Below are 24,260 nucleotides of genomic sequence, written 5' to 3'. Positions count from 1 at the left end.
ACCGGGATGTCACGGGGGCGCCATCGTCCGGTCACGTGGCAGTGAGAGCCTACCCGTCCATGCAACGCGACGACGCTTTCATTCGCGCATGGCGCGACACCGCGACCCGGGACCTCGACCCCGAGGACGAAGATCGCGCACGCCCACCGCTGCACTTTCGCACGCTGTGGATCTCCGACCTGCACCTGGGCACGCCCGGTTGCCAGGCCCGCGCGCTGCTCGACTTCCTGAAGCACACGGAGTGCGAGACGCTGTTCCTGGTCGGCGACATCATCGACGGCTGGCAGCTCAAGCGCCACTGGTACTGGCCGCAGGCGCACAACGACGTGATCCAGAAGCTGCTGCGCAAGGCGCGCAAGGGCACGCGCGTGATCTTCATTCCGGGCAACCACGACGAGTTCGCCCGCAAGTACCTGCACCACAATTTCGGCGGCATCGACGTGGCCGAAGAGTGGATTCATGAGACGGCCGACGGCCGCAAGCTGTGGATCATTCACGGCGACCTGTTCGACGGCGTGATCCAGTGTGCCAAGTGGCTCGCCTATGTGGGCGATTCGCTTTACGAATTCACGCTCAAGCTCAACCGGCATCTCAACTCGCTGCGCGCGCGGATGGGTCTGCCGTACTGGTCGCTCTCCAAGTACCTCAAGGGCAAGGTCAAGCGCGCCGTGAGCTACGTGGGCGACTTCGAGAACGCCGTGGCGCGCGAGGCCCGCAAGCGCGGTGCGCAGGGCGTGGTCTGCGGCCACATCCACCACGCCGAGATGCGCGACATCGACGGCATCCTCTACTGCAACGACGGCGACTGGGTCGAGAGCCTGACGGCGCTGGCCGAGCATGCGGACGGCACGCTGGAAATCATCGACTGGGCGCAGCACATGGCGGTGCCTTCGAAGGTGCCGGCGCCGCGCGAAGCCATCGCGGCCTGAAAAGACGTTTCTTCGTCCGATCCGACGATGCCCCCGGCGGGTTCCGGGCGCACACTGTCCGGTGCATTCCAACGGGACGACACCATGGCCTGGACCCTCAGCGCGGCGGAGACCGCATTCCGAGACGAGGTGCGCGACTTCCTCGCGCGCGAGCTGACGCCCGAGTTGCGCGCGGCGGGCCGCCGCTGCTCCGGCATCTTCACCGACCACGAATTCGGCAACCGCTGGCACCGTATCCTCGCGGCGCGCGGCTGGAGCGTGCCGCACTGGCCCGTCGAACACGGCGGCACCGGCTGGACGCCGATGCAGCACTACCTGTTCGCGAGCGAGCTGGCCGCCGCCGATGCACCGCCGCGCGCGCCCATGGGCCCCGGCATGGTCGCGCCGGTGATCATCGCCTTCGGCACCGAGGCGCAAAAGCGCGCATGGCTTCCCGGCATCCGCTCGGGCGAAGACTACTGGTGCCAGGGCTACTCGGAGCCGCAATCGGGCTCCGACCTGGCTTCGCTGCAATGCAAGGCCGTGCGCGACGGCGACCACTACGTCATCAACGGCACCAAGATCTGGACCACGCACGCGCAGTACGCCAACCGCATGTTCTGCCTGGTGCGCACCACCTCGGGCGGCAAGCCGCAGCAGGGCATCAGCTTCCTGTGCTTCGACATTCCCGCGCCGGGCATCACCATCCGGCCGATCATCAGCATCTCGGGCGACCACGAACTCAACCAGGTGTTCTTCGACGACGTACGCGTGCCCGCCGAAGGGCTGATCGGCGAGGAGAACCAGGGCTGGACCATCGCCAAGTACCTGCTGCAGCACGAACGCGGCGGTGCGTGGGCACCGATGCTGCGCGCCCGCCTGCGCCGCCTGAGCGCGGCGGCCGATGCGGCGTTCGCGACGTCCGGCCACGACGGCGACGAGGCCTGCGACATGGCCTTGCGCCTGGCCGAAATGGACTGCGCCATCGACGCCGTCGAAGCGACCGAGCTGCAGTCGCTGCGCGCGCAGGCACGTGGCGAGCCGCACGGCATTCGCCCGTCGATGGGCAAGGTGCTCGGTTCCGAACTGCGCCAGCGGCTGACCGAACTCGGCGTCGAAATTGCTGGCCACTACGCCGCCGCCAACCTGCCGCTGGATGACGGACTGCAAGGCGAGCTGCCCATTCCGGAAGAGGCCGTGTTCTCGATGTCGGCCTACCTCAATGACCGCGCAGCTTCCATCTACGCCGGCTCCAACGAGGTGCAGCGCAACATCGTCGCCAGCCACCTGCTCGCCCGCTGAGGACATCGCCATGAACACACGGACCGAACAGGACAACACCCTCGCGATGCTGAGCGACAGCCTCGGGCGCTATCTCGACAACCACCACGGCTTCGAGCAGCGCCTGCATGCGCTGGCCCGCGCCGACGATGCGCCGCCGCCGTTCTGGCAAGGCCTGTCGCGCGAGCTTGATCTGCTGGGCGCGGCCTTGCCTGAATCGCACGGTGGCATGGGCTTCGGCATGGTGGCGCATCTCGCGCTGATGAAAACGCTGGGCGGCGCGCTCGCGGCCGAGCCCTACCTGTCCACGATGGTGATCGGCGCGGGCCTGCTGCAGCGCCATCCCGGCACGCAAGCCGATGCACTGCTCGCACGTGTCGTCGCGGGGCAGGCCGTGCTGGCCTTCGCGCACAGCGAGCCGCAAAGCCGGCATGACCGCGCCGATGTGCAGGCGCGCCTCGTGCGCGAAGGCGATGGCTTCCGGCTCGACGGCCATAAGGCCATCGTGCAGGCCGCGCCGTGGGCCAGCCACCTGATCGTCACCGCGCGAAGCCGGGGCGGCCCCTGCGATGCGGACGGCCTCTCGCTGCTGGTGGTGCCCAAGGACACGCCGGGCCTGCGCCTGCGCGCCTACCCGACGCGCGATGGCGGTCGCGCCGCGGACATCGTTTTCGACAACGTGCATCTGCCCGCCGATGCCCTGCTCGGCACCGAAGGCGCAGCGCTGCCGCAGATCGAGCAAGCACTTGACGAAGCCACGCTCGCCATCTGCGCCGAATCCATCGGCGTCATGCGCCGCCTGATGCGCGACACGCTCGACTACGTGCGCCAGCGCAAGCAGTTCGGCGTGCCGATCTCCAGCTTCCAGGTGCTGCAGCATCGCCTTGTCGACATGCACATGGCGCTGGAGCAGGCGGCTGCGCTCACTGCGAGCGTGGGCGAATCCATCGACACCGCGACGGCGCAAGAGCGCGCCCGCGCCGTGTCTTCCGCCAAGGTGGCCGTCGGCAAAGCGTGCAAGGCCGTGGGGCAGGGTGCGGTGCAACTGCACGGCGGCATGGGCATGACGGAAGAGCTGGCGGTCGGCCACTACGTGCGCCGCGCCACCCTCATCGAAGGCCAGTTCGGCCCGGCCTCGTGGCACCTGCGCCGCGTGGCGCGGCTTCGCGCCGCGAACGACGCGCCGTAGCCACAGCCCGCGCGCTGCATTCGTCGCTTTGGACGATGCAGCGCCACCGTCCCCGCGCCAAGATGGCTCCACGCAACAGGAGACAAACCATGGCAGGCCCATTGCAGGGACTACGGGTGATCGAGATGGCGGGCATCGGCCCCGGGCCTTTCTGCGCGATGCTGTTCGCCGACATGGGCGCGGAGGTGATCCGCATCGAGCGCCCCGGCACGCGCACCGCGCCGCACGACATCCTGGCGCGCGGGCGCAGCACGCTGCAGGTCGACCTGCGCGCGGAAGGCGCGGCGCAATCGGTGCTCGACGCGATCGCGAAGGCCGACGTGCTCATCGAGGGCTTTCGCCCCGGCGTCATGGAACGGCTGGGCCTGGGCCCGGCCGAGTGCCATGCGCGCAACCCGCGCCTGGTGTACGGCCGCATGACCGGCTGGGGGCAGCACGGGCCGCTCGCGCACGCGGCGGGCCATGACATCAACTACATCGCCATCAGCGGCGCGCTGCACGCCATTGGCCGCGCGGGCGAGCCGCCCGTGCCGCCGCTCAACTACGTGGGCGACTTCGGCGGCGGCGCGATGCTGCTGGCCTTCGGCATCCTGGCCGCGCTGCACGAGGCGAAGGGTTCCGGGCAGGGCCAGGTGGTCGATGCCGCCATGACCGATGGCGCGGCGCTGCTGTCTTCGATGATGTACGGCTTCAAGTCGGCCGGCATGTGGAGCAACCAGCGCGGCGAGAACATGCTCGACGGCGGCGCGCACTTCTACGACACCTACGCCTGCGCCGATGGCAAGTACGTCGCCGTGGGCGCCATCGAGCCGCAGTTCTATGCGCTCATGCGCGAGCGCTGCGGCATCGCCGACGACCCGGCCTTCGACGCGCAGATGGACGCCGACCGCTGGCCCCTGCTCAAACTGCGCATGGCCGATGTGTTCCGCACCCGCACGCGCGACGAATGGTGCGTGCTGCTCGAAGGCAGCGACGCCTGCTTTGCCCCCGTGCTCGATTGGGACGAAGCACCCGAACATCCGCACAACGTGGCGCGCGGCACCTTCGCGAACGTGGGCGGCGTGGTGCAGCCCGCGCCCGCGCCGCGCTTCAGCCGCACCGCACCCGTCGTGCCGCCAGCCAGGGCGCACGACGACGGCCCGGCCTTGCTGCGCCGCTGGGGCGTGGCCGCCGAAGCCATCGCGCCGCTGAGCGCAGCCTGAACACAAAGACCGGAGACAAACCCCGATGTTCCTCACCCAACCCCTGCACAAGGGCCGCCGCGAGAAAGGCAAGGCCACCGCCGTCGTCTGCGGCAAGCACCGGCTGAGCTACGGCGAGTTCACCGACCGCGTCGCGCGGCTCGGCGCCGTGCTGAAGCAACTCGGCATGCAGCCGGGCGACCGCGTCGGCATGATGAGCCTGAACTCGCACCGCTTCGTCGAGTACTTCTTCGGCACCTGGTGGGGCGGCGGTGTCATCAACCCCGTCAACATCCGCTGGAACCCGAAGGAGGTCGCCTACTCGCTGGACGACTGCGACACCCGCATCCTGCTGGTGGACGATGTCTTCGCGCCGATGGCCGCCGAGCTGCGCAGGCTCTCGGCCTCGCTGCGCACCGTGGTCTATTGCGGCGATGGCGCCGTGCCCGAAGGCATGGTCGGCTACGAGGCGCTGCTGGCCGATGCCGTGCCCATCGACGACGCACCGCACAGCAGCGACGAGCTGGCGGCCGTCATGTACACCGGCGGCACCACCGGCCAGCCCAAGGGCGTGATGCTCTCGCACGGCAGCCTGTGCATCAACGCACTGGGCACGGTGGCCGCGTTGCCGCGCGACACGCAGGACGCCGTGGCCATCGTCGCGGCGCCCATGTTCCATGTGGCCGGCTGCGGCATCGCGCTGCAGAGCATGCTGCGGCTGGTGCCCGTGCATGTGGTGCCGATGTTCGACGAGCTGGCGGTGCTGCAGACACTGCAGTCGGCGCGCGTCACTGAAATGTTTTTGGTGCCGACCATGATCAAGCGCGTGATCGAGCATCCGCGTTTTACGGAGTTCGACCTGTCGAGCCTGCGCCTGCTGTCGTATGGCGCGGCACCCATCGATGCGGCGCTGCTCGACCAGGCCATGCGCGCCTTTCCGGGCAGCGCGTTCGCGCAGGTCTACGGCATGACGGAGCTGTCGCCGGTGGTCACCGCGCTGCCGCCGCACTGCCACCAGCCCGGTCCCGACCGCGAGCGCCTGCTGCGATCGGCCGGTACGCCCATCACCATCGCCGAAGTCCGCATCGTCGATGGCGAAGACAACGAGCTGCCCTTCGGCCAGGTCGGCGAGATCGTTGCGCGCGGGCCGATGGTCATGAAGGGCTACTGGAACAAGCCGGAGCAAACCGAGGCCGCGCTGCGTGGCGGCTGGATGCACACCGGCGACGGCGGCTACATGGACGAGGACGGCTACGTCTTCGTGGTCGACCGCATGAAGGACATGATCGTGAGCGGCGGCGAGAACGTGTATTCGGCCGAGGTCGAGAACGCCATCGCCCAATTGCCGCAAGTGCTGATGTCCGCCGTGATCGGCGTGCCCGACGACAAGTGGGGCGAGCGCGTGCATGCGGTGATCGTGCGGCGCGAAGGTATGGCGCTGGAGGCTGACGCCGTCATCGCGCACTGCCGCGACCAGATCGCCATCTACAAGTGTCCGCGCAGCGTGGAGTTTCGCGATGCGCTGCCGCTGTCGGCGGCCGGCAAGCTGCAAAAGTTTCAACTGCGCGAGCCCTTCTGGGCTGGCAAGGCCCGCCGCGTCGGTTGACGCGCCAGCGCCCCCCAAAGAACACAACCCAAGGAAACCATCATGCCCATCGACTTCCGCCGCTCCTGGAGCGACGAAGACCTGGAGCTGTACCGCGACAACGTGGTGCGCTTCGTCGAAACCGAAGTGCTTCCGCACGACGAAGAAGCCCGCAAGCGCGGCCACGTGGGCCACGAGGTCTGGCGCAAGGCCGGTGCGCTCGGCCTGCTGTGCGCCGACATTCCCGAGGAGTACAGCGGCGCCGGCGGCGACTTCCGCCACGAAGCCGTGGTCTACGAAGAGATGTCGCGCCGCGCGCTCACCGGCATGGCCACGTCGGTGCATGCCATCGTGGCGCACTACATCCTGAACCACGGCACCGAGGAGCAGAAGCGCCACTACCTGCCACGCATGGCGCGCGGCGAAATGGTCGGTGCCATCGCCATGACCGAGCCCGGCGCCGGCTCCGACCTGCAGGGCGTGCGCACGCGCGCCGAGAAGAAGGACGGCGGCTATCTCATCAACGGCTCGAAGACCTTCATCACCAACGGCTACCTGGCCGGCGTGGTGCTGGTGGTGGCCAAGACCGATGCGACGCAGGGCGCCAAGGGCACGTCCATCCTCATCGTCGAGACCGAGGGCTGCAAGGGCTTTCGCGTCGGCCGCGTGCTCGACAAGATCGGCATGAAGGCGCAGGACACCTCCGAACTTTTCTTCGACGACGTGCGCGTGCCGGCCGATGCGCTGCTGGGCGGCCAGGAAGGGCAGGGCTTCTTCCAGCTCATGAGCGACCTGCCGTACGAGCGCACCATCATCGGCGTGAGCGCGCTCGCGGCGATGGAAGGCGCCTACCAGGCCACGCTCGATTACGTGCGCGACCGCAAGGCCTTCGGCAAGCCGATCGCCGAGTTCCAGAACACCAAGTTCAAGCTGGCCGAGATCGCCACGCAGATCAAGGTGGGCCGCGCCTTCATCGACCGCTGTGTCGAAGACCTCGTGGCCGGCACGCTCGACACCGCCACCGCCTCCATGGCCAAGCTGTGGGGTTCCGAAACGCAGGGCCGCGTGATCGACGAATGCCTGCAGCTCTTCGGCGGCTACGGCTACATGAGCGAATACATGGTGGCGCGCATGTATGCCGACGCGCGGGTGCAGCGCATCTACGGCGGCACCAACGAGATCATGAAAGAGGTGATCTCGCGGGCGCTGTGAGGCGAAGGCGCAGGGCGCCCGATCAGGACAGTCGGCGCAGCTCCGCCCGCGCGATCTCGCGATGCGGGTACGAGGGCGAAAGGCCGATGAAGGTCGAGTACTTCTCGCGCGCCGCCGCCGTGTCGCCGGCGTCTTCCAGCTCCAGCGCCTCGATGGTGAACTGGGTGAAGAGCCGGTTGGCATCTTCCTCCCGCGGCGAGGCCGCCAGCGACTTGGGCTGCAGCTCGGGCTGCAGGGCGTAGATGCGCCGCTGCACTTCGATCAGCTCGATCAGCGCGCGGCCGATGCCTTCGATGTTGTCCGAGACCGGCTCCAGGTCTGTCGTGCGGACATCCGCCGCGGCCTGGTCCAGCAGATGCGAAGCGACCCGCAGCAGTTGGTGAAGGGGCTTGAGCGTCGTCATGGGCGGACGGTTCGTGGTGGGGTGGCCGTTGCGGCAGGCGCGCGCTGGCTGTCGGGCTTCGCTGCTTTGTCTGCGAAGCCGGTTCGGTGTCGATCCATCAGTTGTCCTGTTTCGCGCCGGAGGCCGAGCGACCGCGCTTTTTCACGTGAGGTGGTTGTGGCTGCTGGCTGGCAGCGGCAGACGAGGATTCTTCGCCGCGCAATTTTTCCGCGAGCTGTTTCGCGCGCTCGGCAATCGCCAGGCTCTTGGCCATGTCGGGGCCGTGCTCCTTCACCGAGAACGCCTTGCTCACCGAGCCCTTGCCCGCCGTGTAGGTGATGGCCAGCCAGTAGCCGAGATGCGCGGCGTGGGGCGTCTTGAAATGAACGCCGCTCACGCCGCTGGTGTTGTTGCGCCGGGTGATCTCGGACTTGGAGCGCTTGGGCGAGCGCGGGCCGTGCGCGTGTGCCGACAGCCCCATGCGGATCGCTTCCTCGGCCGGATGCAGCCGCGCCAGTCCCGTCATGTGCTTGAGTTGCCGCGCGCGTTCCATGACGGCCAGCGTGTGCGCCGCATCGCCCAGGCCATCGACGGGAAAGTCGGCGCGCAATATTTCGTCTTGCGCGATGTAGGTCTTGGCCATCCATCCGCGCACCTTGCCGCCGGCCGCGATCTGATGGAACACGCCCGGGACGCCGGTGGTGTTGTTGGCCCGGGGCTTTTGCGCCCGCACGCGCCGCTCGACCGGCGGCACGCTCCTGACGATGAAATCGCGCCAGTCCTGCGCGTGAAGCAGCGCCTGCTCGACGCTGCCGTAGCTGGCCTTGCCGAACAGCTTGTGGTGGCGAATGCCATTGCGAACCAGGGAAACTTCGAAACCCCAGGACCTGGGGTAAATGCCATACATGGCTGCCGGATTGGGGATACCTTTGGGCATTCTCGACGCGCTGATTGCTTCAGCCTTGCTGCTTCTCATGAACTCCCCGAACCGCGCGGGGCTCATTGGCGCTCGCATTTCGCCGCTATTTTGGCCGAAGCGAGAAGACAGTTCGGCGGCACGCCGCTTTTTAAAGACGAAACCGGAGACGGCGCACGAAACCTTCACAGGTCTTGCCTCGCCTCGGAGGTGGTCGCGTGCTGCTGGCGGACCTCTTGCCGGGGCGAAAGAGTGGATACGTCTGTAGCGTTCAGTTTCCGTTCAAGCTGACGTTCGCGCTCCGCGATGGCAAGGCGCTTGGCGGTGTCCGGGCCGTGTTCCTTGATGGAAAACGCCTTGCTCACGCTGCCCTTGCCCGCGGTGTAGGTGATGGCGAGCCAGTAGCCCGGGTGCCCGACGTTGGGCGACTTGAAATGAACCCCGCTGACGCCGCTGGAGTTGGTGCACCGCCTGATTTCCGACTTCGAGCGCTTGGGCGAGCGCGGCTCGGCGGGGCAGGCCGCAGGCGCCGTGCGGATCGCTTCCTCGGCCGGATGCAGCCTGGACAGCCCCGCCATGCGCTCCAGTTGCCGTGCCCGTTCCTCGATGGCCAGCGCTTGCGCCGCGTGGCCCATGGCATCGACGGGGAAGTCGGTGCGAAGTATTTCGTCCTGCCCGATGTAGGTCTTGGCGACCCACGCCCGGATCTTGCCGCTGGACGCAACCTGGCAGAAGACCCCCGACACGCCCGTCGTGTTGTTGACGCGGAGCTTTTCGGCCCGCGTGCGCCGCAGCACCGGCGGCACGCTGCGCACGACGCCGTCGCGCCAGTCCTGCGCCTGCAGCAGCGCCTGTTCCTCGCTGCCGTAGCTGGCCCGCCCGAACTGCTTGTAGTAGCGGGTGCCGTTGCGCACGATCGACACCTCGAAGCCCCAGGCACGGGGCGAAATGCCATACATGGCGGCCGGGTTGGGAATTCCTCTGGGCATGGTGGCTTCGTGCTTTGCAGCGCTCTCGACGTGGACAACTCCCCGAACCGATTTCCGGGCCCGCGGGTCGAACCGTTCCACAGCCGCGCCGGAGGCCGTTGCGGCAGGTGGAAGCTTCGACTCACCAGAGGGAATGCTAGGGATTGCGCGGGGGCGGCGGTATCACCGGAATCCGTAGTACTGTGGGTGGCGGGCCGCGCGGAGGGCCATGCCTACCCAGTTTGCGAGGCCGCCGGTTTCAGGATGTACGCCGCGTCGACGGCGTACCCGGCTGCTAGCGGATCACGCCGAGCTTGCGCGCGATCGCCACCGCCTGCGTCCGGCTTTTTGCATCCAGCTTCATGTTGATGTTTCGCAGGTGCGTGCGCACCGTGCTGTCGGACACAAAAAGTTTCTCGGCCATCGCGTTGTTGGAGTACCCCTCGGCCAGCAGTTGCAGCACGCGGATCTCCTTGCGCGTGAGCGGTTCCTTCATCGCGTCGCCGGCCGGTGCTTCGGCGTCGGCCGGTGTCGCCATCGGCCCGATCAACTGCAGCAGCCGCTGCAGGTAGTCGGCCAGGATCGGATCGGTGTGGCCGCCGCGCGACGCGGGCGCTTCCTGCATCGCCATGGCGTAGCGGTGGATCAGTGTGCCCACGGCCGTGCCTTCGTCCAGGATCAGCCGCACGAAGCCTTCCTGGCTCGCGGTCTGCAGCACCTCGCCGATTTCTTCGATGGCCGCGGCCATGTCGCCGGCGCGTTGCAGCGCCATCGCGCGCAGCACCTTGAGCTTGAGCGCGCGGCGGTTGTGCGCGGAGGCGCGCGCGGCATGGATCTCCGCGTCGAGCACGCCCAGCGCTGCGCGCGGGTCGCCGAATGCGATGTCCCAGCGCGCCTTGGCCAGCGCCAGGTAGTCGAGGTCGTGCGCGGGCAGGCGCTGGCGGCGCTCGCGCTCCCACAGCGCAGGGTCGTCGGCGCGCATCAGTTCGTCGCGCGAGGCGGGGCCGTTGCCTTGCAGCAGCAGCATGCGCGAGCGCTCCAGCTTGGCGCCGGCCACCACGCGCGGCAGTTGCCGGTGATGGCCGAGGTATTCGAGCTCGGTCAGCGCCTGGAAAGCCGCGTCGATGTCACCAGCGTGGAACGCGATGCGCGAGCGCATCACATGGCTCAGGATCATGTGATCGGGCAGGCCCACATCGCGCGCCAGCGGCAGGTACACGTTCAGCAGGTGCTCGGCCTGCACGAGCTGATTGGTTTCGTACACGGCGCCGGCATACAGCACGCCGGCCCAGGCGTTGCCGTGGCTGTGGTTGTACGACACGGCATGGGTCGAATCGACGGCCATGCGCAGGCGCGCGGTGGCCTGCCGCAGCCGGCCTTCCTGCAGGTCGAACAGGCCGGCCAGCGACTCGGTGTACATGCGGTTGAAGGTGCTGCTGCCTTGCTCGCGCGCGGCTTCGAGCATGCGCCGCGCCTCGTGCTGGTCGCCGCGCACCGCCAGGATGTGGGCCATGGCATTGAGCAGCACGCTGTCGGCAAAGGCCAGCCCCGTGGGCAGGCGCGACAGGCTCTGGCGGCCCACTTCGTAAGCCTCGTCGTGCCGGTCCTGCATGGCCAGCAGCAGCGGCACGAGCGTGTGCGCGCTCGCCCGCACTTCGGGAATGGGGCTGTCGAGGCAGCCCGATTGTTCGAGCATGCGCATTGCGTCCCACGGGCCGTGCGTGAAGCAGGTGGCCCACAGCGCGATGGGCTGCAGGAAAGGGTGTTCGCGCAGTTGGTGTTCGGGAATGGCCGAGAACCAGCGCGCGAGCATGCGCATGCGGCCCTGTTCGAGAAACTGCGCCGCATAGCTGTCGAGCAGGGTCAGCGCGTACGGGTGGTCACCGCCTTCGATAGCATGGTCGATCGCGGGCACGGGGCGGTCCTGCGATTCGTACCAGCCCGAGGCCGCGAGGTGCAGGCGCTCGATCTCACCGGGTTGTTCGCGCGCCAGTTGCGCGCGCAGGAAGTCGGCGAACAGGCTGTGATAGCGCCATGCGCGGGCGTCGCCATCGCCGCCCACCGGCGTCAGGAAGAGGTTGGACGCCGCGAGCCGTTCGAGGATGGCGGCGCAGTCCACGCGCGGGTTCAGCGCCTGGCACACCGAGGCATCGAGCTGGCGCAGGATGCTGGTGCGCAGCAAAAAGTCGCGAATCTCCTTCGGCTGGTGTGCGAGCACGTCTTCGGCCAGGTACTCGGCCACCGCGCGGTCGGAGCCCGAGAAGCGTTCGACAAAACCGGTTTCGGTGCCGTGCCGCTCCAGCGCCATCGATGCGAGCCAGATGGCGGCCACCCAGCCTTCGGTCTTGCGATGCAGTTGCGACAGCATGTCGGCGGGCAGCGCCTGCATGGCCAGGGCCGTGCGCAGGCCGAAGAAGGCGCTGGTTTCTTCCAGGCTGAAGCGCAGGCGGTCGGTGTCGATCTCGATGAGCTGGCCGCGCGCGCGCAGCCGCCCCATGCCCAGGTCGGGCAGGCCGCGCGAGCCGATCACGATCTGCCCGCGGCGCGGCAGGTGCTCGACGATCTCGCGCACCAGGCCCAGCACCGCCGGCTCCTGCACCACTTCGAAGTCGTCGAGAAAGAGGGTGAAGGGCGCATCGTGCGCGGCCAGCGCCGCCACCGCATCGAGCGGGCCGTTGGCGTGCGGCTCTTCCACGCCCAGGCGCAGCGCGGCTTCGGCCAGGCAGTTCAGGAAGCGCGAGACGTCGTTGTCGGCGCGGTCCAGCGTGAGCCAGGCGGTGGCAATGCCCTGCGCCTCCATGCGCTCGCGGATCTGCGCCATGGCGGTGGTCTTGCCGAAGCCGGCCGGCGCGCGCACCAGCACCAGCTTCACGGTGGCTGCGGCGGCGATCTCTTCACTGATCGCGGTGCGCGGCACCTGCGTGGCGGTGGAGGCCGGCGGGTTGAGCTTGGTTTCGAGAATCCTGGCGGTGGGAGGCGACATCGCGAACGGAAAAGGACAGGGGCGGCGCAGAGGCCGAAGCGGCCCGGATTTCCGTCGTTTCCGACGATGCCTCCGCCGATTCTGCTTCCTAAACTGGCTGGCGACAAACCCATCGCCCCATCGCCAACCACTCTCCGCAAGGACTCCTGATGCAACTCGATTCCAGCATTGCCGCCGTCGTCACGGGCGGCGCCTCGGGCCTGGGCGCCGCCACCGCGCGCCGCCTGGCCAGCCACGGCGTGAAGGTCGCGCTGTTCGACCTCAACGCGGAGCAGGGCGAAGCGCTGGCCAAAGAACTCGGCGGCGTGTTCTGCAAGGTCGACGTGACCTCCGAAGAGCAGGTCGATGCGGCCTTCGCCAAGGCCCGCGCCGCGCACGGGCAGGAGCGCGTGCTGGTCAACTGCGCCGGCACCGGCAATGCGGTGAAGACCGCGAGCCGCGACAAGGCCACCGGCGAGATCAAGCACTTTCCGCTCGCCAATTTCGACCGCATCATCCAGATCAACCTGGTGGGCACCTTCCGCTGCATCGCCAAGTCGGCGGCCGGCATGCTCACGCTCGACATGCTGCAGGACGGCGAGCGCGGCGCCATCGTCAACACCGCGTCGGTGGCGGCGCAGGACGGGCAGATGGGCCAGGCCGCCTACACCGCGTCGAAGGCCGGCATCGTCGGCATGACGCTGCCCATTGCGCGCGACCTGATGGGCGAGGGCATCCGCGTCAACACCATCCTGCCGGGCATCTTCGACACGCCGCTGCTGCAGGGCGCGCCGGACAACGTGAAGGCGGCACTGGCGGCGTCGGTGCCTTTCCCGAAGCGGTTGGGCAACCCGGCGGAGTACGCGACGCTGGCCGAGCTGATGATCACCAACGGGTATTTCAACGGCGAGAGCGTGCGGCTGGATGGGGCGATCCGCATGGCGCCGCGCTGAGGACTTTGCCTTTCGCTCCTTCCCCCAGAGGGGGAGGGAGCCCCATCCCATTCCCACTTTTGAACAGGAGACCCCAATGCCCGAAGCCTATATCGTCGCCGCCGCGCGCACTGCCGGCGGCCGCCGCAACGGCCGCCTTGCCGGATGGCACCCGGCCGATCTTGCCGCACAGGTGCTCAACGCGCTGGTCGAGCGCACCGACGTTGATCCCGCGCTGGTCGAAGACGTCATCATGGGCTGCGTCGGCCAGGCGGGCGAACAGTCGGCCAACATCGCGCGCAATGCGGTGCTGGCCTCGCGCCTGCCCGAGTCGGTGCCGGCCACCTCGGTCGACCGGCAATGCGGCTCGTCGCAGCAGGCACTGCACTTCGCGGCGCAGGCCGTGATGTCGGGCAGCATGGACATCGTGATTGCCGCCGGCGTCGAGAGCATGACGCGCGTGCCGATGGGCCTGCCCACCACCTTGCCGCTGAAGAACGGCCTGGGCTTCTACGTGAGCCCGCTCATGCAGAAACGCTACCCCGACATCCAGTTCAGCCAGTTCACCGGCGCAGAGATGATCGCGAAGAACTACGGCATCGAGAGATCCGAACTCGATGCCTATGCGCTGCACAGCCATCGCAATGCCATCGAAGCCACGAAGGCCGGCCGCTTCGAGCGCGAGATCGTGCCGGTGGCGGTGCGCCTGGCCGATGGCACCGAGCCGGGCGAGATGCACACCACCGACGAAGGCATCCGCTACGACGCCACGCTGGAGAGCATCGCCAGCGTCAAGCTCATCGCCGAAGGCGGGCGCTGCACGGCGGCCACGGCCAGCCAGATCTGCGACGGCGCGAGCGGCCTGATGGTGGTCAACGAGCGCGGCCTGAAGACGCTGGGCGTGAAGCCGCTGGCACGCATCCATCACATGAGCGTGATCGGGCACGACCCGGTCATCATGCTGGAGGCCCCCATTCCCGCCACGCAGCGCGCGCTGCTGAAGGCCGGCATGAAGATCGAGGACATCGACCTGTACGAAGTCAACGAAGCCTTCGCGCCGGTGCCGCTGGCCTGGCTGCAGACGCTGGGCGCAGACCCGGCGCGGCTGAACGTCAACGGCGGTGCGATCGCGCTGGGCCATCCGCTGGGCGCCTCGGGCACCAAGCTGATGACCACGTTGATCCACGCGCTCGGCCAGCGCGGCAAGCGCTACGGCCTGCAGACCATGTGCGAAGGCGGCGGCATGGCGAACGTGACCATCGTCGAGCGGCTCTGAACGGCGGCGTGGCGCGGGCTATGCTCGCGGCCACATGCCGTCCACCGACTTTTCTTCTTCCCTGCTGGCCACGGGCGTTCTCGCGCTCGTGCTGGCTTTCAGCGGCAATGCATCGGCCATGTCGGGCTGCCTCGACACCGCCGTGCAGATTCCGTCGCCGCCGCGTGCGCTGGCCATGGCCGATGCGGCGCTGCTGGAGCACCAGGCCTTCGGCGGCCAGACCATGGATGCCGAAGGTCGCCTGACCGAAGTAGGCGACTACGAGGCCGAAGACACGCGCCGCACGGCGAAGGGGATGCCACCCTGGCAGCGCGTGCTCGGCTACTGGCGGGCCATCGATCCGCAGGACAGCAGGTTGCCGTCGCTGGTGCGGTTCGGCGGTGCACATCCGGCGGACCGGCGATTGCTGACGCAGGCGCTGAACCAGTCGGCCGCAGCCTCCACGCAAAGCCCTGGCGGCGGACCTGACCAAGGGCTCGACGACGTCGGCCTGCGCGCCGTCGAAGTCGCGGTGAACCGGGTGGCCGTGATCGACTCGCCCTGGTCCGCCGCGTTCATCAGCTGGCTTGCGCGCCGTGCCGGGCTCAGTGACGAGGAGTTCGTTTTCTCGGAAGCGCATGTCGACTATGCCGGCGCCGCGTGGCAGGCCGGCGTGGCCGAGTCGCTGGGGCAGCCCACGCGCTCTGCGATGCGTGCCTGCGATCTGATGCGCACGCCGCCGCGCGTGGGCGACCTGGTCTGCCAGGCGCGGGGCGACGGTGCCGGCCTGGATACCTACGACAAGATCGGCGAGGTGCTGGCCACGCGCTCCACCGGCGGCGATGCGCTGCCGATGCATTGCGATGTGGTCGTGGCCGTCGATGCCACCGGCTTCGACACCGTGGGCGGCAACGTGGTCCAGTCGGTCACCCTGCGCCGCCTCGACTTTGCGCGCGGAACGAACCTGCTGGACCCGAGCTATCTGCCCGAAGGGTGCGCCGTGAGTGGCGCGGCGGGATGTGTGGACCGGCACATGAGCCGCCAGCCGTGGTCGCTGCTGTTGCAGTGGCGCTGAAGAAAGGCCGGTGCCCTGCGGGCTGTCCGGCTATCGGTAGAACGCTTCGACCTTGCCCTTCAGCTTGAGCAGCAGGGGGTGGCCCTTGCGGTCCACGGTCTTGCCCGAGGGCACCTTGATCCAGCCTTCGCTGATGCAGTATTCCTCGACGTCGAGGCGTTCCTTGCCGTTGAATCGGATGCCGACGTCGTGCTCGAAGACAGCCGCCACATGGTGCGGGCTGCGCGGGTTGGAGGACAGGTGGTCGGGAAGGGGTGGGAGGGGAGTGGCTTCTGTCATGGCGCCCGATGATAGGACCTGACGGCCGGCCGTTTCGCCGCGCGGCTGTGCTATCGCCGTTTCTTCTTCGTGACCTTGGCGGCCGGCTTGGGCGCAAAGCCCAGCGCGGCACGTGCCAGCGCGTCGGCCTCGCCATTGCGATGGCGCGGAATCCACCGGATGCTGGCCTGCTCGAAAGTGCCGAGCAGCGCGCGGGCGTCGTCGAACAGCTCGGCCATGCGCGCGATCGGCTTGGCGTGTGCCGCGCCGAGCTGCTCGACCAGGATGCTGTTGTCGCTGTAGGCCAGCACGGCCGTGGCGCCCTGGGCCCGCAGTTCCTGCAGTGCCAGGGTCAGCGCCCTCAGTTCGGCCTCGTTGTTGCAGCCCGTGGTGTGCGTGGCCTGCGACAGCGTGTGGCGGCTGCCGTCAGGCGCGGTGATGACGGCGCCGATGCCCATGCGGCCCGGGTTCGGCATGGCGCTGCCGTCGCAGTAGACGACCCACGGAAGGCTCTCGCTCATTCGTTCGCTCGCTTGCTCGCTCAGCAGTTGTTGCGCTTGATGCCCGCGAGGTTGCAGGGCCGCTGGCCGGGCGGTGGCCCGGGGTCATGCACATGCGGCGGTGGCCGTCGCGGGCGGCGCCAGCCGTCGTAGTACGGGTCCGGGCTCAGGACGACAACACCGGGGTCTTGTGCGGGTTCCTGCACGGGGCGGGCATCGGGGTTGCGCGGAATGATGGACGGACCCGATGGGCGCGTCTGCGCCAAAGGGGGCATGGCGCTCGACGGTGGCGATGCGTAGTCCGGGCGGCGCGCCTCGTCGGATGGTGCGCGTGGCGCCGGCGGCGGCGATTCGAGGATCGGCACCTGCCGCGACTGCCGGTTGCCTGAAGGACAGGCGCCATCGGTGTACGACACGGCGCCGTTGGCGTCCGTGCAACGAACCACGTCCGCGTGCGCGCCCGACGCCATCGCGAGGATCGAGAGGAGGAGCGAAACGGCCGGGATGCGCATGGGGTGAGGTTAGCGGGGATGCGGGGCTGGGGCAATCGGCGTGACGGGCATCCCGAGCTGCGCCACCAGCGCATCGCACACCTGCGCATAGTCCGCCCAGAACCGATGCATGCCAGCTTCTCCCCGCAGCCCGCGCCGGCGTGCATAGGGTGTCTGTTCGATGTACGCGGCGACTTTGCGTGTCCAGTTCGGACCGCGAAAGCTGGCGGTGGCTTGCGAATGAGCCACGGCGTCCACGGGGCGCAGGTAGATGAAGCTCGGCTGCAGTGGGCTGACGATTTCTTCGAAGTGCGCGAAGTATCCGGCGATGCCTTCCCGGTCTTGCTCCAGCATGAAGCGCACCGTGCTCTGAAAGGCGCTGCCTTCGAGAATGTGCAGCGTGTCTTCGGATCGGGTCCGGTCTGCAAAGCGTTGCCAGCTTTGCAGGCACCGGAAGGGGAAGTCGTCATGCGCCTTGCGTGCGCTGAGCGCGTGGGGATGCACCGGGTGGTCCGCCGCCTCTTCCAGATGCCATTCGCTTGCGTGGCCAGCCAGCCGTTCGACTTCACACAGGTGCTTGGCCAGCGTGGTCTTGCCACTTCCCGGCAAGCCTTCGATGAACACCACGCGCTTCACGGTTCACTGCGCCAAGCTGGTCCGGGCCACCGAAAGGATGCGCTTCTCCATGTGTGCCTCGAAGTGATTTTCTGGAGCGCATTCTGCCCGGGCAGCCGCTGCCTGCAGCATCAGGACGGCCTTGCGCGAATTCGCAAGGCACCGCTCGCAAGCACGACGCCCGGCACGACGAGCGCCAGCGCCAGCAGCACCGCACCAGTGACCGGTTCGTTCATCCAGCACGCGGCGCCCAGCGTGGTCAGCACTGGCACCAGCGCGGCAGACAGGGATGCACGCGATGCACCCAAGCGCGCGACCGCCACCATATAGACCACCAGCCCCAGCAGACCTGCGACCACGCCTTGCCCGACAGCTTGCAGCGCAATGTCCTGCCACGGAGCGCTGAGCAGCTTCGGCGCGCCGACAAAGCAAAGCACGGGCAGCAGGAGCAGGCTCGACCACCCGTTCACGAACGCCGCGCCCTGCCACGGCGTGAGCCCGCAATGTGCGAAGGCCAGCGAGTGCACGGCCCACAGCATGGCCGCTGCAAGAAAGAGCAGGTCACCCCGCCAGTCGAGCGAGCCGGAACGGAAGCTGCCTGCGGCAAACAGCGCCATGCCGGCCGCAATGCAGATCAACCCCAGCAAGCGGATGCCACCGACCTTCTGTCCTTTGTGAAGCCATGCCCCAAGCGCCGTGAAGAGCGGCAGGCTGCCCGCCATGAAGATGCCCATGTGGCTCGCGGGTGCCCAGCGCGCGCCGGCCAGCACCATCAGCCCGAAGGGCAGGCCACCGCCGATGACGAGCAGCACGAGCGCGATGCGTGGGGCCTTCGGCGGGATCAGCCCCTTGCCGAACCACAGCGGACTGAGCAGCAACGCGGGAATGCCGTAGCGCATCAGTGCCAGCTCCATCGGGCCCAGCGTGGTGGTCACGCCGTGGCGCGAGACGAGTTGCCATGCGCTGCCGACAAAGGCGGCTGTCAGTGCGGCGAGAAAGCCTGTGGAAAGGTTGCGGTCCATCGCGGTGAGTCTCGCGACCGCGCCGCGTGGCAGCTATCAGATTCGTGCGCCCAGCACCCGCCGCGCTTCGCCCAGTGTCACGCCGACCTCCTGCCTGAACACGGCACCCAGATGGCTCTGGCTGCAGTAGCCCAGGTCGTGCGCGATGCCCGCCAGCTCATGATCGCCATCGACCAGCCGTTCCATGGCCGAGGCCAGCCGCAGGTGCTGGCGGTACTGGTGCAGGCTCAATCCGGTCTGTTGCCGGAAGCTGCGCGCCAGATGAAACGGAGAACGCGATACCGCGTCGGCGACATCGTGCAGGGACACGCGTGTGCTCCGATCGGCGGTTTCCGCCAGCAGCCGCCGGGCACGGGCGACCGCGCCCGTCAGCGGCACTTGCGGGCGCGAGGTGCCGAGCGCTTCGACCAGCGCCGCGACGTCGGCTGCACCCGTGCCGCGCGTCAGAAGCTGCCGCTGCGCGGCATGGAGCCGGTACAGCGACTTCGGCCGCAGAAAGCTGAAGTTGGGCGCGGCATCCACGGGCAGCGGTGAAGCGTGTCCGCTGACCACCATGCTTTGCCGCGCGGCGTGGGCGTTCGGGCGCATCTGGTAGACCGTCGCATCGGCGAAGCGCATGGCAGTGAGCCCATCGACCAGCCAGGTGCCGGACCCCGAGCGCACATCGAACATGGTGCGGCCCATCGGGAAGACGATGCGTTGCGAGGCCACGGTATAGAACGCGCTCCACTCGCTGCGCTGCGCGTGGAAGCGCACGTGCTCCACCGCGAACTCTTGTCCGGTGTAGAGGAGCGTTCGTTCCTTGGGCATCGTCTGGCGTGGGCGGTGGGTTCCGTGCGCATTCTCCTGCCGCGCGGGCCGTGCCGCCATCAGGCAAATGGATAGGGCCCTTCCATCGCGCCGATGTGGCTCACATGGCTCACCATGCCGTGCACCTCGTCCCACAGGTGCAGCATGCAGCCCGGCCGCCCCTTGTACGAAGTCGGTGCCGCGTCGGGGGCCAGCCGCAGCGCGATCTCGGTCGTGCTGCTGGGGCACGAACACACGACCGTGCCGGCCCAGCGCCGCAGCATCGTGCGGTGCACGTGCCCGCACAGCACGCGCTCCACGTTGTCGAACGCACGCACGATGGCTTCGAGCGGGGCCGTGTCCATGTAGCGGTAGGCATCCATGTAGGGAATGCCGCTCATGAACGGCGGGTGGTGCAGCATCAGCAGCGTTGGCTTCTTGCGGTCGGCCTCCAGCGTGCGCTGCAGCCATGCAAGGCCTTCGGCATCGACACCGCCGTGATGCAGGCCGGGAATGCACGAGTCCAGCGCGACGATGCGCACCGGATGGTCGTCGATGCAGTAGTGCAGTGCGCCGGTGTGCGGCAGATAGGCATGGTCCGCGAAGGCCGCGCGAAAGTTCTCGCGGTGGTCGTGGTTGCCGGGGATGACGAGGTACGGAACCTCCAGCCTTGCGAGCCGGGTACGCACTTCAGCGTATTCCTGCGGCCGGCCTTCATCGACGAGGTCGCCTGTCAGCAGCACCAGGTCGGGTTGGCGGTCCAGTGCGTGCAAGTGATCGATGGCCTCGTCGAACATGCGGTTCGAGTCGGCAACGCCCTGGTAGAGCTGCCCGGCGGGCCTTACGTGGGGATCGGAAATCTGCGCGATGAGCATAGGGGGAACAAGCCTCGTGGTTCTCCATCATCAAGCAGGTTTCGTTCCGGGCTCTTCAGATGCCGACGAACTCCGCCACCTCGTCCAGCGCCGCGCGTTCGGTCACCAGCGCATCCAGCGGCCTGCTGCGGTCTGCATAGCCGATGGCCATGCCGGTGAACAGCATGCGTTCGGGCGGCAGCGAGATGAACTGCCCGATGGTCTGCGGGTAGATCGCCCAGCATTCCTGCGGGCAACTGTCGAGGCCTTCGGCGCGCAGCAGCAGCATCACGTTCTGCAGCATCATCCCCAGGTCGGACCACTGCGGCGGGCCCATGCGGCGGTCGACGCTGCAGAACAGCGCGAGCGGCGCACCGAAGAACTGGTAGTTGCGCGCAAACCATTCGCGGCGCGCCGCCTTGTCTTCGCGCGGAATGCCCAGGCGCGCGTACATGGCCTCGCCGACGGCGAAGCGGCGGTCGCGATAGGGCGCGACCAACTCGCGCGGGTAGATGTCGTATTCGCTGCCTTCGCCGGTCGGCGCTTCCTGCACGCGGTTGTGCATGATCGTCTTGAGTTCGGCCAGGCTGTCGCCGCCCACCACATGCAGGTGCCAGGGCTGCAGGTTGCCGCCCGAAGGCGCGCGCAGCGCCTGCGCGACCACGCGGCGTATGACGTCGCCCGGCACCGGCGTGTCTAGAAAATCGCGCACCGAGCGGCGGGTGGCCACAGCGTCCTGAACGTTCATGCAAGGGTCCTTGTGATGCCCCCGGGCGCTGGGGCTCGTCCGGCATGGCGGGCCCATGTTAGGGGCAACCCTCGGGTGCCTTCAATCGTCCGTTCCGACGATGGGGTGCACGATGGGGCCTGCCTACCATTTCCGGCGCACAGGAGACACACACATGCTCGGATTGATGCAAGACCGCCCGCTGCTGATCTCGTCGTTGATCGACCACGCAGCCACCTTCCATCCGCACGCGGAGATCGTCGGACGCACCGTGGAGGGGCCGGTTCACCGCACCAACTACGCGGAACTGCGGCGGCGCTCCAAGCAGGTGGCCAATGCGATGAAGGCGTTGGACATCGAACCCGGCGACCGCGTCGGCACGCTGGCATGGAACACCTACCGTCACCTGGCGCTGTACTTCGGTGTCTCGGGCTCGGGTGCGGTGCTGCACACGGTGAACCCGCGGCTCTTTCCGGAGCAGATCGACTACATCGTCAACCATGCCGAAGACAAGGTGCTGTTCTTCGACGCCAACTTCGCGCCGCTGGTCGAGAAGCTGGCGCCCGGCCTGAAGTCGGTGCGCGCCTTCATCGCCATGACCGACCGCGCGCACATGCCCGCCATCGACGTGCCCAACCTGCTGTGCTACGACGAGCTGATCGGCGCGCAGAGCGAGGACTACACCTGGCCCGAGTTCGACGAGCGCACCGCCTCGTCGCTTTGCTACACCTCGGGCACCACCGGCAACCCCAAGGGCGTGCTGTATTCGCACCGCTCCACCGTGCTGCATTCGCTGATGGAATGCGCGCCCGATACTTTCGGCGTCAACTCGCAGATGACGCTGCTGCTCGCCGTGCCGATGTTCCATGCCAACGCCTGGGGCATGCCCTATGCGGCCGCCATGACCGGCATGAAGCTCGTGATGCCCGGCCCGCACATGGACGGCCAGAGCCTGTACGAGCTGATGCGCGATGAAAAAGTCGGTTTCTCGCAGGCCGTGCCCACCATCTGGATGATGCTGTTCCAGTACTTCGATGCGCACCCCGAAATCGACACGCACGCCCTGGGCCTCAAGCGCATCGGCGTCGGCGGTGCCGCCACGCCGCGCACCATGATCGAACGCTTCGAGCGCGACTTCGGCGCCGACTTCGTGCAGGGCTGGGGCATGACCGAGACCAGCCCCATCGGCGTGATCGGCAACCTGCTGCCCAAGCACTACGCGATGCCGAAGGAAGAGCAGATGCGCGTGAAGATGCGCCAGGGCCGGGGCGTGTGGGGCGTGGAGCTGAAGATCGTCGGCGAAGACGGCCAGCGTCTGCCGCACGACGGCAAGGCCTTCGGTCACCTGCACGTGCGCGGCCCGTGGATCGCGAGCGGCTACTTCAAGAGCGAAGGCGGCTCGGTGCTCGACGCCGAGGGCTTCTTTCCGACGGGCGACGTCGCCAACATCGACGAAGACGGCTACGTGCAGTTGGTCGACCGCGCCAAGGACGTCATCAAGTCGGGTGGCGAATGGATTTCGTCCATCGACCTGGAGAACGCCGCGAGCGCGCACCCGGCCGTGGCCGAGGCGGCGGTGATCGGCATTGCCCATCCGAAGTGGCAAGAGCGCCCGCTGCTCATCGTGGTGAAGCGCCCCGGTGCAGAGGTGACGGGCGAGGAACTGCTCACTTTCCTGTCGGAACGGGTCGTGAAGTGGTGGCTGCCGGACGACGTGGCTTTCGTCGACAGCCTGCCGCATACAGCCACCGGCAAGCTGCTCAAGACCAAGCTGCGCGAGCAGTTCAACGGATATGTCGCGGCCAAGTCAGTTTGATGACTTGTTCGATTTTTCTGTGGACAACTCTGTGGGTTGTCGGGGGAGGCGAGGTAGCGAAGCGAGGATTGACGGGGCTTCCCACCACGTTGCCTGTTGAATAGGCAGTACCTGTGCCTGGGAAAAAAAGGCATCTGCCGGGGGCGCAGGCATTCAGGAAAGCGTGATAGGGGATGGACGGGTTGTGCGGTCGGCCACAACCCGGCCGCCGAACCTGGCTTAGGACTTGCGCCGCGGCGGCGCGTCCTTGCGGGCAGGCTCACTGCCATCGTCGCGATAGCGCAGTTCGTTGCCGACCCGGCTCGGGTACTTCAGCGCATCCATCGATCCTGCGCGTCCCGTGAACGGGCGCATCTCGCCGCCGGTGTACGTTTCGCGGCGCAGGGGGGGGCGGGGGCCGATCGTCGGCATCAGCGCGGAGGCGCCCAGCCCGTCTTGCGCTTGCAGCGCCTGGCTCCCCTTGGCCGTGATCGTTTGCAGATGGCTGGGCGTTCCGTCATGCCGGGGGCTGGAAACTTCCCGCACGTAGCCCTGTGCGCGCAGTGCCGCCAAGTCTTCGGTCACCGGTCTGCCCAGGCTCTGGCCGATGGCGATTCCAAGAGACAGGTCCATGCGGGCAACTGCGCGCAGAACGGCAAGATGGTCCGGGGAGAGGAGGGCAGAGGTTGAGGCGGTCATCTCGCATTCTCCACGGGTCTTGCCACAAAGCGAAATCGAGGCATTGAGAGCGTCACCAGGACGGCCCATCGCCCAGCAACGCGCGCCGGGCAACCGATGAACCCGATGGCTACCTGCCTCGCGCAAGCGCCGCCCGTCCAAATGGCGTGATGCGCCTGACGATCGCCAGCTCGCGCGGAGTGGGGCTGTCTTTCCAGTTCAGCGCAGGGCTGATCGACGCATCGACGAAACCGGCCTGCTTCAGCGCCTCGACGCAGTTGATCTCTTCGGGCTCCTCCACGCGAAGCGGAAACGGCGAGCGCTCGATGTCGTGCAGGTAGGCCATCGGCTCAAGGCTCTTCTTCGCGGGAGCCGATGACAGTCCGGCATCGCGGCCGCGCATTCTTGCGATCTCCGCGTACCCCTCGTCGGTGATGCACAAGACCAGCGCCGCCTGCGCCAACCTGTAGTTGCCGCCCGCATCGAACGCCGGGTCGATCACGGCCTCGATGAGGCTCGTCGCCTTCAGGACAGACACGCGCCTGACATCGTGCGCGTCGGTCACGTGCATCGGCAAGCGAGCGTGCTCCAGTTGGAGAAGGTAAGTAAGCGGCACCGAAGATCCCCTGTGTGCGCCTCCCCACTGCCGTCGATGCTGTTGCGCATCGCCCCCGCCTTGAATTGT

Annotated in this window: 24 protein-coding genes; 10 read left to right on the top strand and 14 right to left on the bottom strand. The window is 67.8% G+C overall.

Features of this window, described 5'->3' with window-relative positions; all coding sequences use genetic code 11:
* The first annotated feature begins 59 nt into the window (after positions 1-59).
* The 6 genes from H7F35_RS07640 to H7F35_RS07615 all read left to right on the top strand — a co-directional run bounded on the left by H7F35_RS07640 (position 60) and on the right by H7F35_RS07615 (position 7,356).
* The gene (locus H7F35_RS07640) at positions 60-929 is read left to right on the top strand and encodes a UDP-2,3-diacylglucosamine diphosphatase (protein ID WP_187112315.1); all 870 of its coding nucleotides are present in this window, start codon (positions 60-62) and stop codon (positions 927-929) included.
* A gap of 84 nt (positions 930-1,013) precedes the next feature.
* Positions 1,014-2,210 carry an acyl-CoA dehydrogenase family protein gene (locus H7F35_RS07635; protein ID WP_187112314.1) on the top strand — a complete coding sequence of 399 codons (1,197 nt, stop codon included), beginning with the start codon at positions 1,014-1,016 and terminating at the stop codon, positions 2,208-2,210.
* A 10-nt stretch (positions 2,211-2,220) separates the two neighbouring features.
* A complete protein-coding gene (locus H7F35_RS07630; RefSeq protein WP_187112313.1) occupies positions 2,221-3,378 on the top strand; it encodes an acyl-CoA dehydrogenase family protein in 1,158 nt (385 codons plus the stop codon).
* 89 nt (positions 3,379-3,467) lie between these two features.
* On the top strand, positions 3,468-4,580 hold the full coding sequence (locus tag H7F35_RS07625; RefSeq protein ID WP_187112312.1) for a CaiB/BaiF CoA transferase family protein: 1,113 nt from the start codon (positions 3,468-3,470) through the stop codon (positions 4,578-4,580).
* Between the two features lie 25 nt (positions 4,581-4,605).
* Positions 4,606-6,165, top strand: coding sequence for a long-chain-fatty-acid--CoA ligase (locus H7F35_RS07620; protein WP_187112311.1), 1,560 nt, complete (start codon positions 4,606-4,608; stop codon positions 6,163-6,165).
* Positions 6,166-6,207: 42 nt separating this feature from the next.
* On the top strand, positions 6,208-7,356 hold the full coding sequence (locus H7F35_RS07615) for an acyl-CoA dehydrogenase family protein (RefSeq protein WP_187112310.1): 1,149 nt from the start codon (positions 6,208-6,210) through the stop codon (positions 7,354-7,356).
* Between the two features lie 22 nt (positions 7,357-7,378).
* On the opposite strand, the gene H7F35_RS07610 is transcribed toward H7F35_RS07615, so the two are convergent.
* The 4 genes from H7F35_RS07610 to H7F35_RS07595 form a co-directional block, all read right to left on the bottom strand.
* Positions 7,379-7,759: a hypothetical protein gene (locus H7F35_RS07610; RefSeq protein WP_187112309.1), complete on the bottom strand. Its 381-nt coding sequence runs from the start codon at positions 7,757-7,759 to the stop codon at positions 7,379-7,381.
* Positions 7,760-7,856: 97 nt separating this feature from the next.
* Positions 7,857-8,675, bottom strand: coding sequence for an AP2 domain-containing protein (locus H7F35_RS07605; protein ID WP_261803560.1), 819 nt, complete (start codon positions 8,673-8,675; stop codon positions 7,857-7,859).
* A gap of 164 nt (positions 8,676-8,839) precedes the next feature.
* Positions 8,840-9,643 (bottom strand): AP2 domain-containing protein, encoded by an 804-nt coding sequence (locus H7F35_RS07600; protein ID WP_187112308.1) that lies wholly within the window; start codon positions 9,641-9,643, stop codon positions 8,840-8,842.
* Positions 9,644-9,917: 274 nt separating this feature from the next.
* Positions 9,918-12,605: a LuxR C-terminal-related transcriptional regulator gene (locus H7F35_RS07595; RefSeq protein WP_187112307.1), complete on the bottom strand. Its 2,688-nt coding sequence runs from the start codon at positions 12,603-12,605 to the stop codon at positions 9,918-9,920.
* Positions 12,606-12,754: 149 nt separating this feature from the next.
* On the opposite strand from H7F35_RS07595, the gene H7F35_RS07590 reads away from it, so the two are divergent.
* From H7F35_RS07590 to H7F35_RS07580, 3 genes are all read left to right on the top strand, one after another.
* A complete protein-coding gene (locus H7F35_RS07590) occupies positions 12,755-13,537 on the top strand; it encodes an SDR family NAD(P)-dependent oxidoreductase (RefSeq protein ID WP_093246642.1) in 783 nt (260 codons plus the stop codon).
* Between the two features lie 76 nt (positions 13,538-13,613).
* Positions 13,614-14,792, top strand: a complete 1,179-nt coding sequence (locus H7F35_RS07585; protein WP_187112306.1) for an acetyl-CoA C-acetyltransferase — start codon at positions 13,614-13,616, stop codon at positions 14,790-14,792.
* Between the two features lie 34 nt (positions 14,793-14,826).
* Positions 14,827-15,846, top strand: a complete 1,020-nt coding sequence (locus H7F35_RS07580; protein ID WP_187112305.1) for a DUF2272 domain-containing protein — start codon at positions 14,827-14,829, stop codon at positions 15,844-15,846.
* A gap of 30 nt (positions 15,847-15,876) precedes the next feature.
* Here H7F35_RS07580 and H7F35_RS07575 read toward each other — a convergent pair whose 3' ends face one another.
* The 8 genes from H7F35_RS07575 to H7F35_RS07540 form a co-directional block, all read right to left on the bottom strand.
* The gene (locus tag H7F35_RS07575) at positions 15,877-16,125 is read right to left on the bottom strand and encodes a DUF3297 family protein (RefSeq protein WP_187112304.1); all 249 of its coding nucleotides are present in this window, start codon (positions 16,123-16,125) and stop codon (positions 15,877-15,879) included.
* Positions 16,126-16,175: 50 nt separating this feature from the next.
* On the bottom strand, positions 16,176-16,625 hold the full coding sequence (locus H7F35_RS07570; RefSeq protein WP_187112303.1) for a ribonuclease HI family protein: 450 nt from the start codon (positions 16,623-16,625) through the stop codon (positions 16,176-16,178).
* 20 nt (positions 16,626-16,645) lie between these two features.
* Positions 16,646-17,116 (bottom strand): DUF4124 domain-containing protein, encoded by a 471-nt coding sequence (locus H7F35_RS07565; RefSeq protein WP_187112302.1) that lies wholly within the window; start codon positions 17,114-17,116, stop codon positions 16,646-16,648.
* 9 nt (positions 17,117-17,125) lie between these two features.
* Positions 17,126-17,731, bottom strand: a complete 606-nt coding sequence (locus H7F35_RS07560) for a hypothetical protein (RefSeq protein ID WP_187112301.1) — start codon at positions 17,729-17,731, stop codon at positions 17,126-17,128.
* A 110-nt stretch (positions 17,732-17,841) separates the two neighbouring features.
* Entirely contained in the window at positions 17,842-18,732 is an 891-nt protein-coding gene (locus tag H7F35_RS07555; protein WP_187112300.1) for a DMT family transporter, read from the bottom strand.
* Positions 18,733-18,768: 36 nt separating this feature from the next.
* Complete coding sequence (locus H7F35_RS07550; RefSeq protein WP_187112299.1) at positions 18,769-19,542, bottom strand: helix-turn-helix domain-containing protein; 774 nt, start codon at positions 19,540-19,542, stop codon at positions 18,769-18,771.
* A gap of 59 nt (positions 19,543-19,601) precedes the next feature.
* Positions 19,602-20,396: a phosphodiesterase gene (locus H7F35_RS07545; protein ID WP_187112298.1), complete on the bottom strand. Its 795-nt coding sequence runs from the start codon at positions 20,394-20,396 to the stop codon at positions 19,602-19,604.
* A 55-nt stretch (positions 20,397-20,451) separates the two neighbouring features.
* On the bottom strand, positions 20,452-21,123 hold the full coding sequence (locus H7F35_RS07540) for a nitroreductase (protein WP_187112297.1): 672 nt from the start codon (positions 21,121-21,123) through the stop codon (positions 20,452-20,454).
* A gap of 154 nt (positions 21,124-21,277) precedes the next feature.
* Here H7F35_RS07540 and H7F35_RS07535 point away from each other — a divergent pair, with 154 nt between their 5' ends.
* Complete coding sequence (locus H7F35_RS07535) at positions 21,278-22,918, top strand: 3-(methylthio)propionyl-CoA ligase (RefSeq protein ID WP_187112296.1); 1,641 nt, start codon at positions 21,278-21,280, stop codon at positions 22,916-22,918.
* A 219-nt stretch (positions 22,919-23,137) separates the two neighbouring features.
* Here H7F35_RS07535 and H7F35_RS07530 read toward each other — a convergent pair whose 3' ends face one another.
* Both H7F35_RS07530 and H7F35_RS07525 read right to left on the bottom strand, forming a co-directional pair.
* The gene (locus tag H7F35_RS07530) at positions 23,138-23,530 is read right to left on the bottom strand and encodes a hypothetical protein (protein ID WP_187112295.1); all 393 of its coding nucleotides are present in this window, start codon (positions 23,528-23,530) and stop codon (positions 23,138-23,140) included.
* A 175-nt stretch (positions 23,531-23,705) separates the two neighbouring features.
* Positions 23,706-24,146, bottom strand: a complete 441-nt coding sequence (locus H7F35_RS07525; protein ID WP_187112294.1) for a hypothetical protein — start codon at positions 24,144-24,146, stop codon at positions 23,706-23,708.
* Positions 24,147-24,260: the final 114 nt, after the last annotated feature.

Origin of the sequence: Variovorax sp. PAMC26660 (genome assembly GCF_014302995.1) — a bacterium.
Classification (GTDB): domain Bacteria; phylum Pseudomonadota; class Gammaproteobacteria; order Burkholderiales; family Burkholderiaceae_C; genus Variovorax.
Note: the sequence above shows the minus strand (reverse complement) of the source record. Positions and strands in the feature narration are given on the sequence as shown.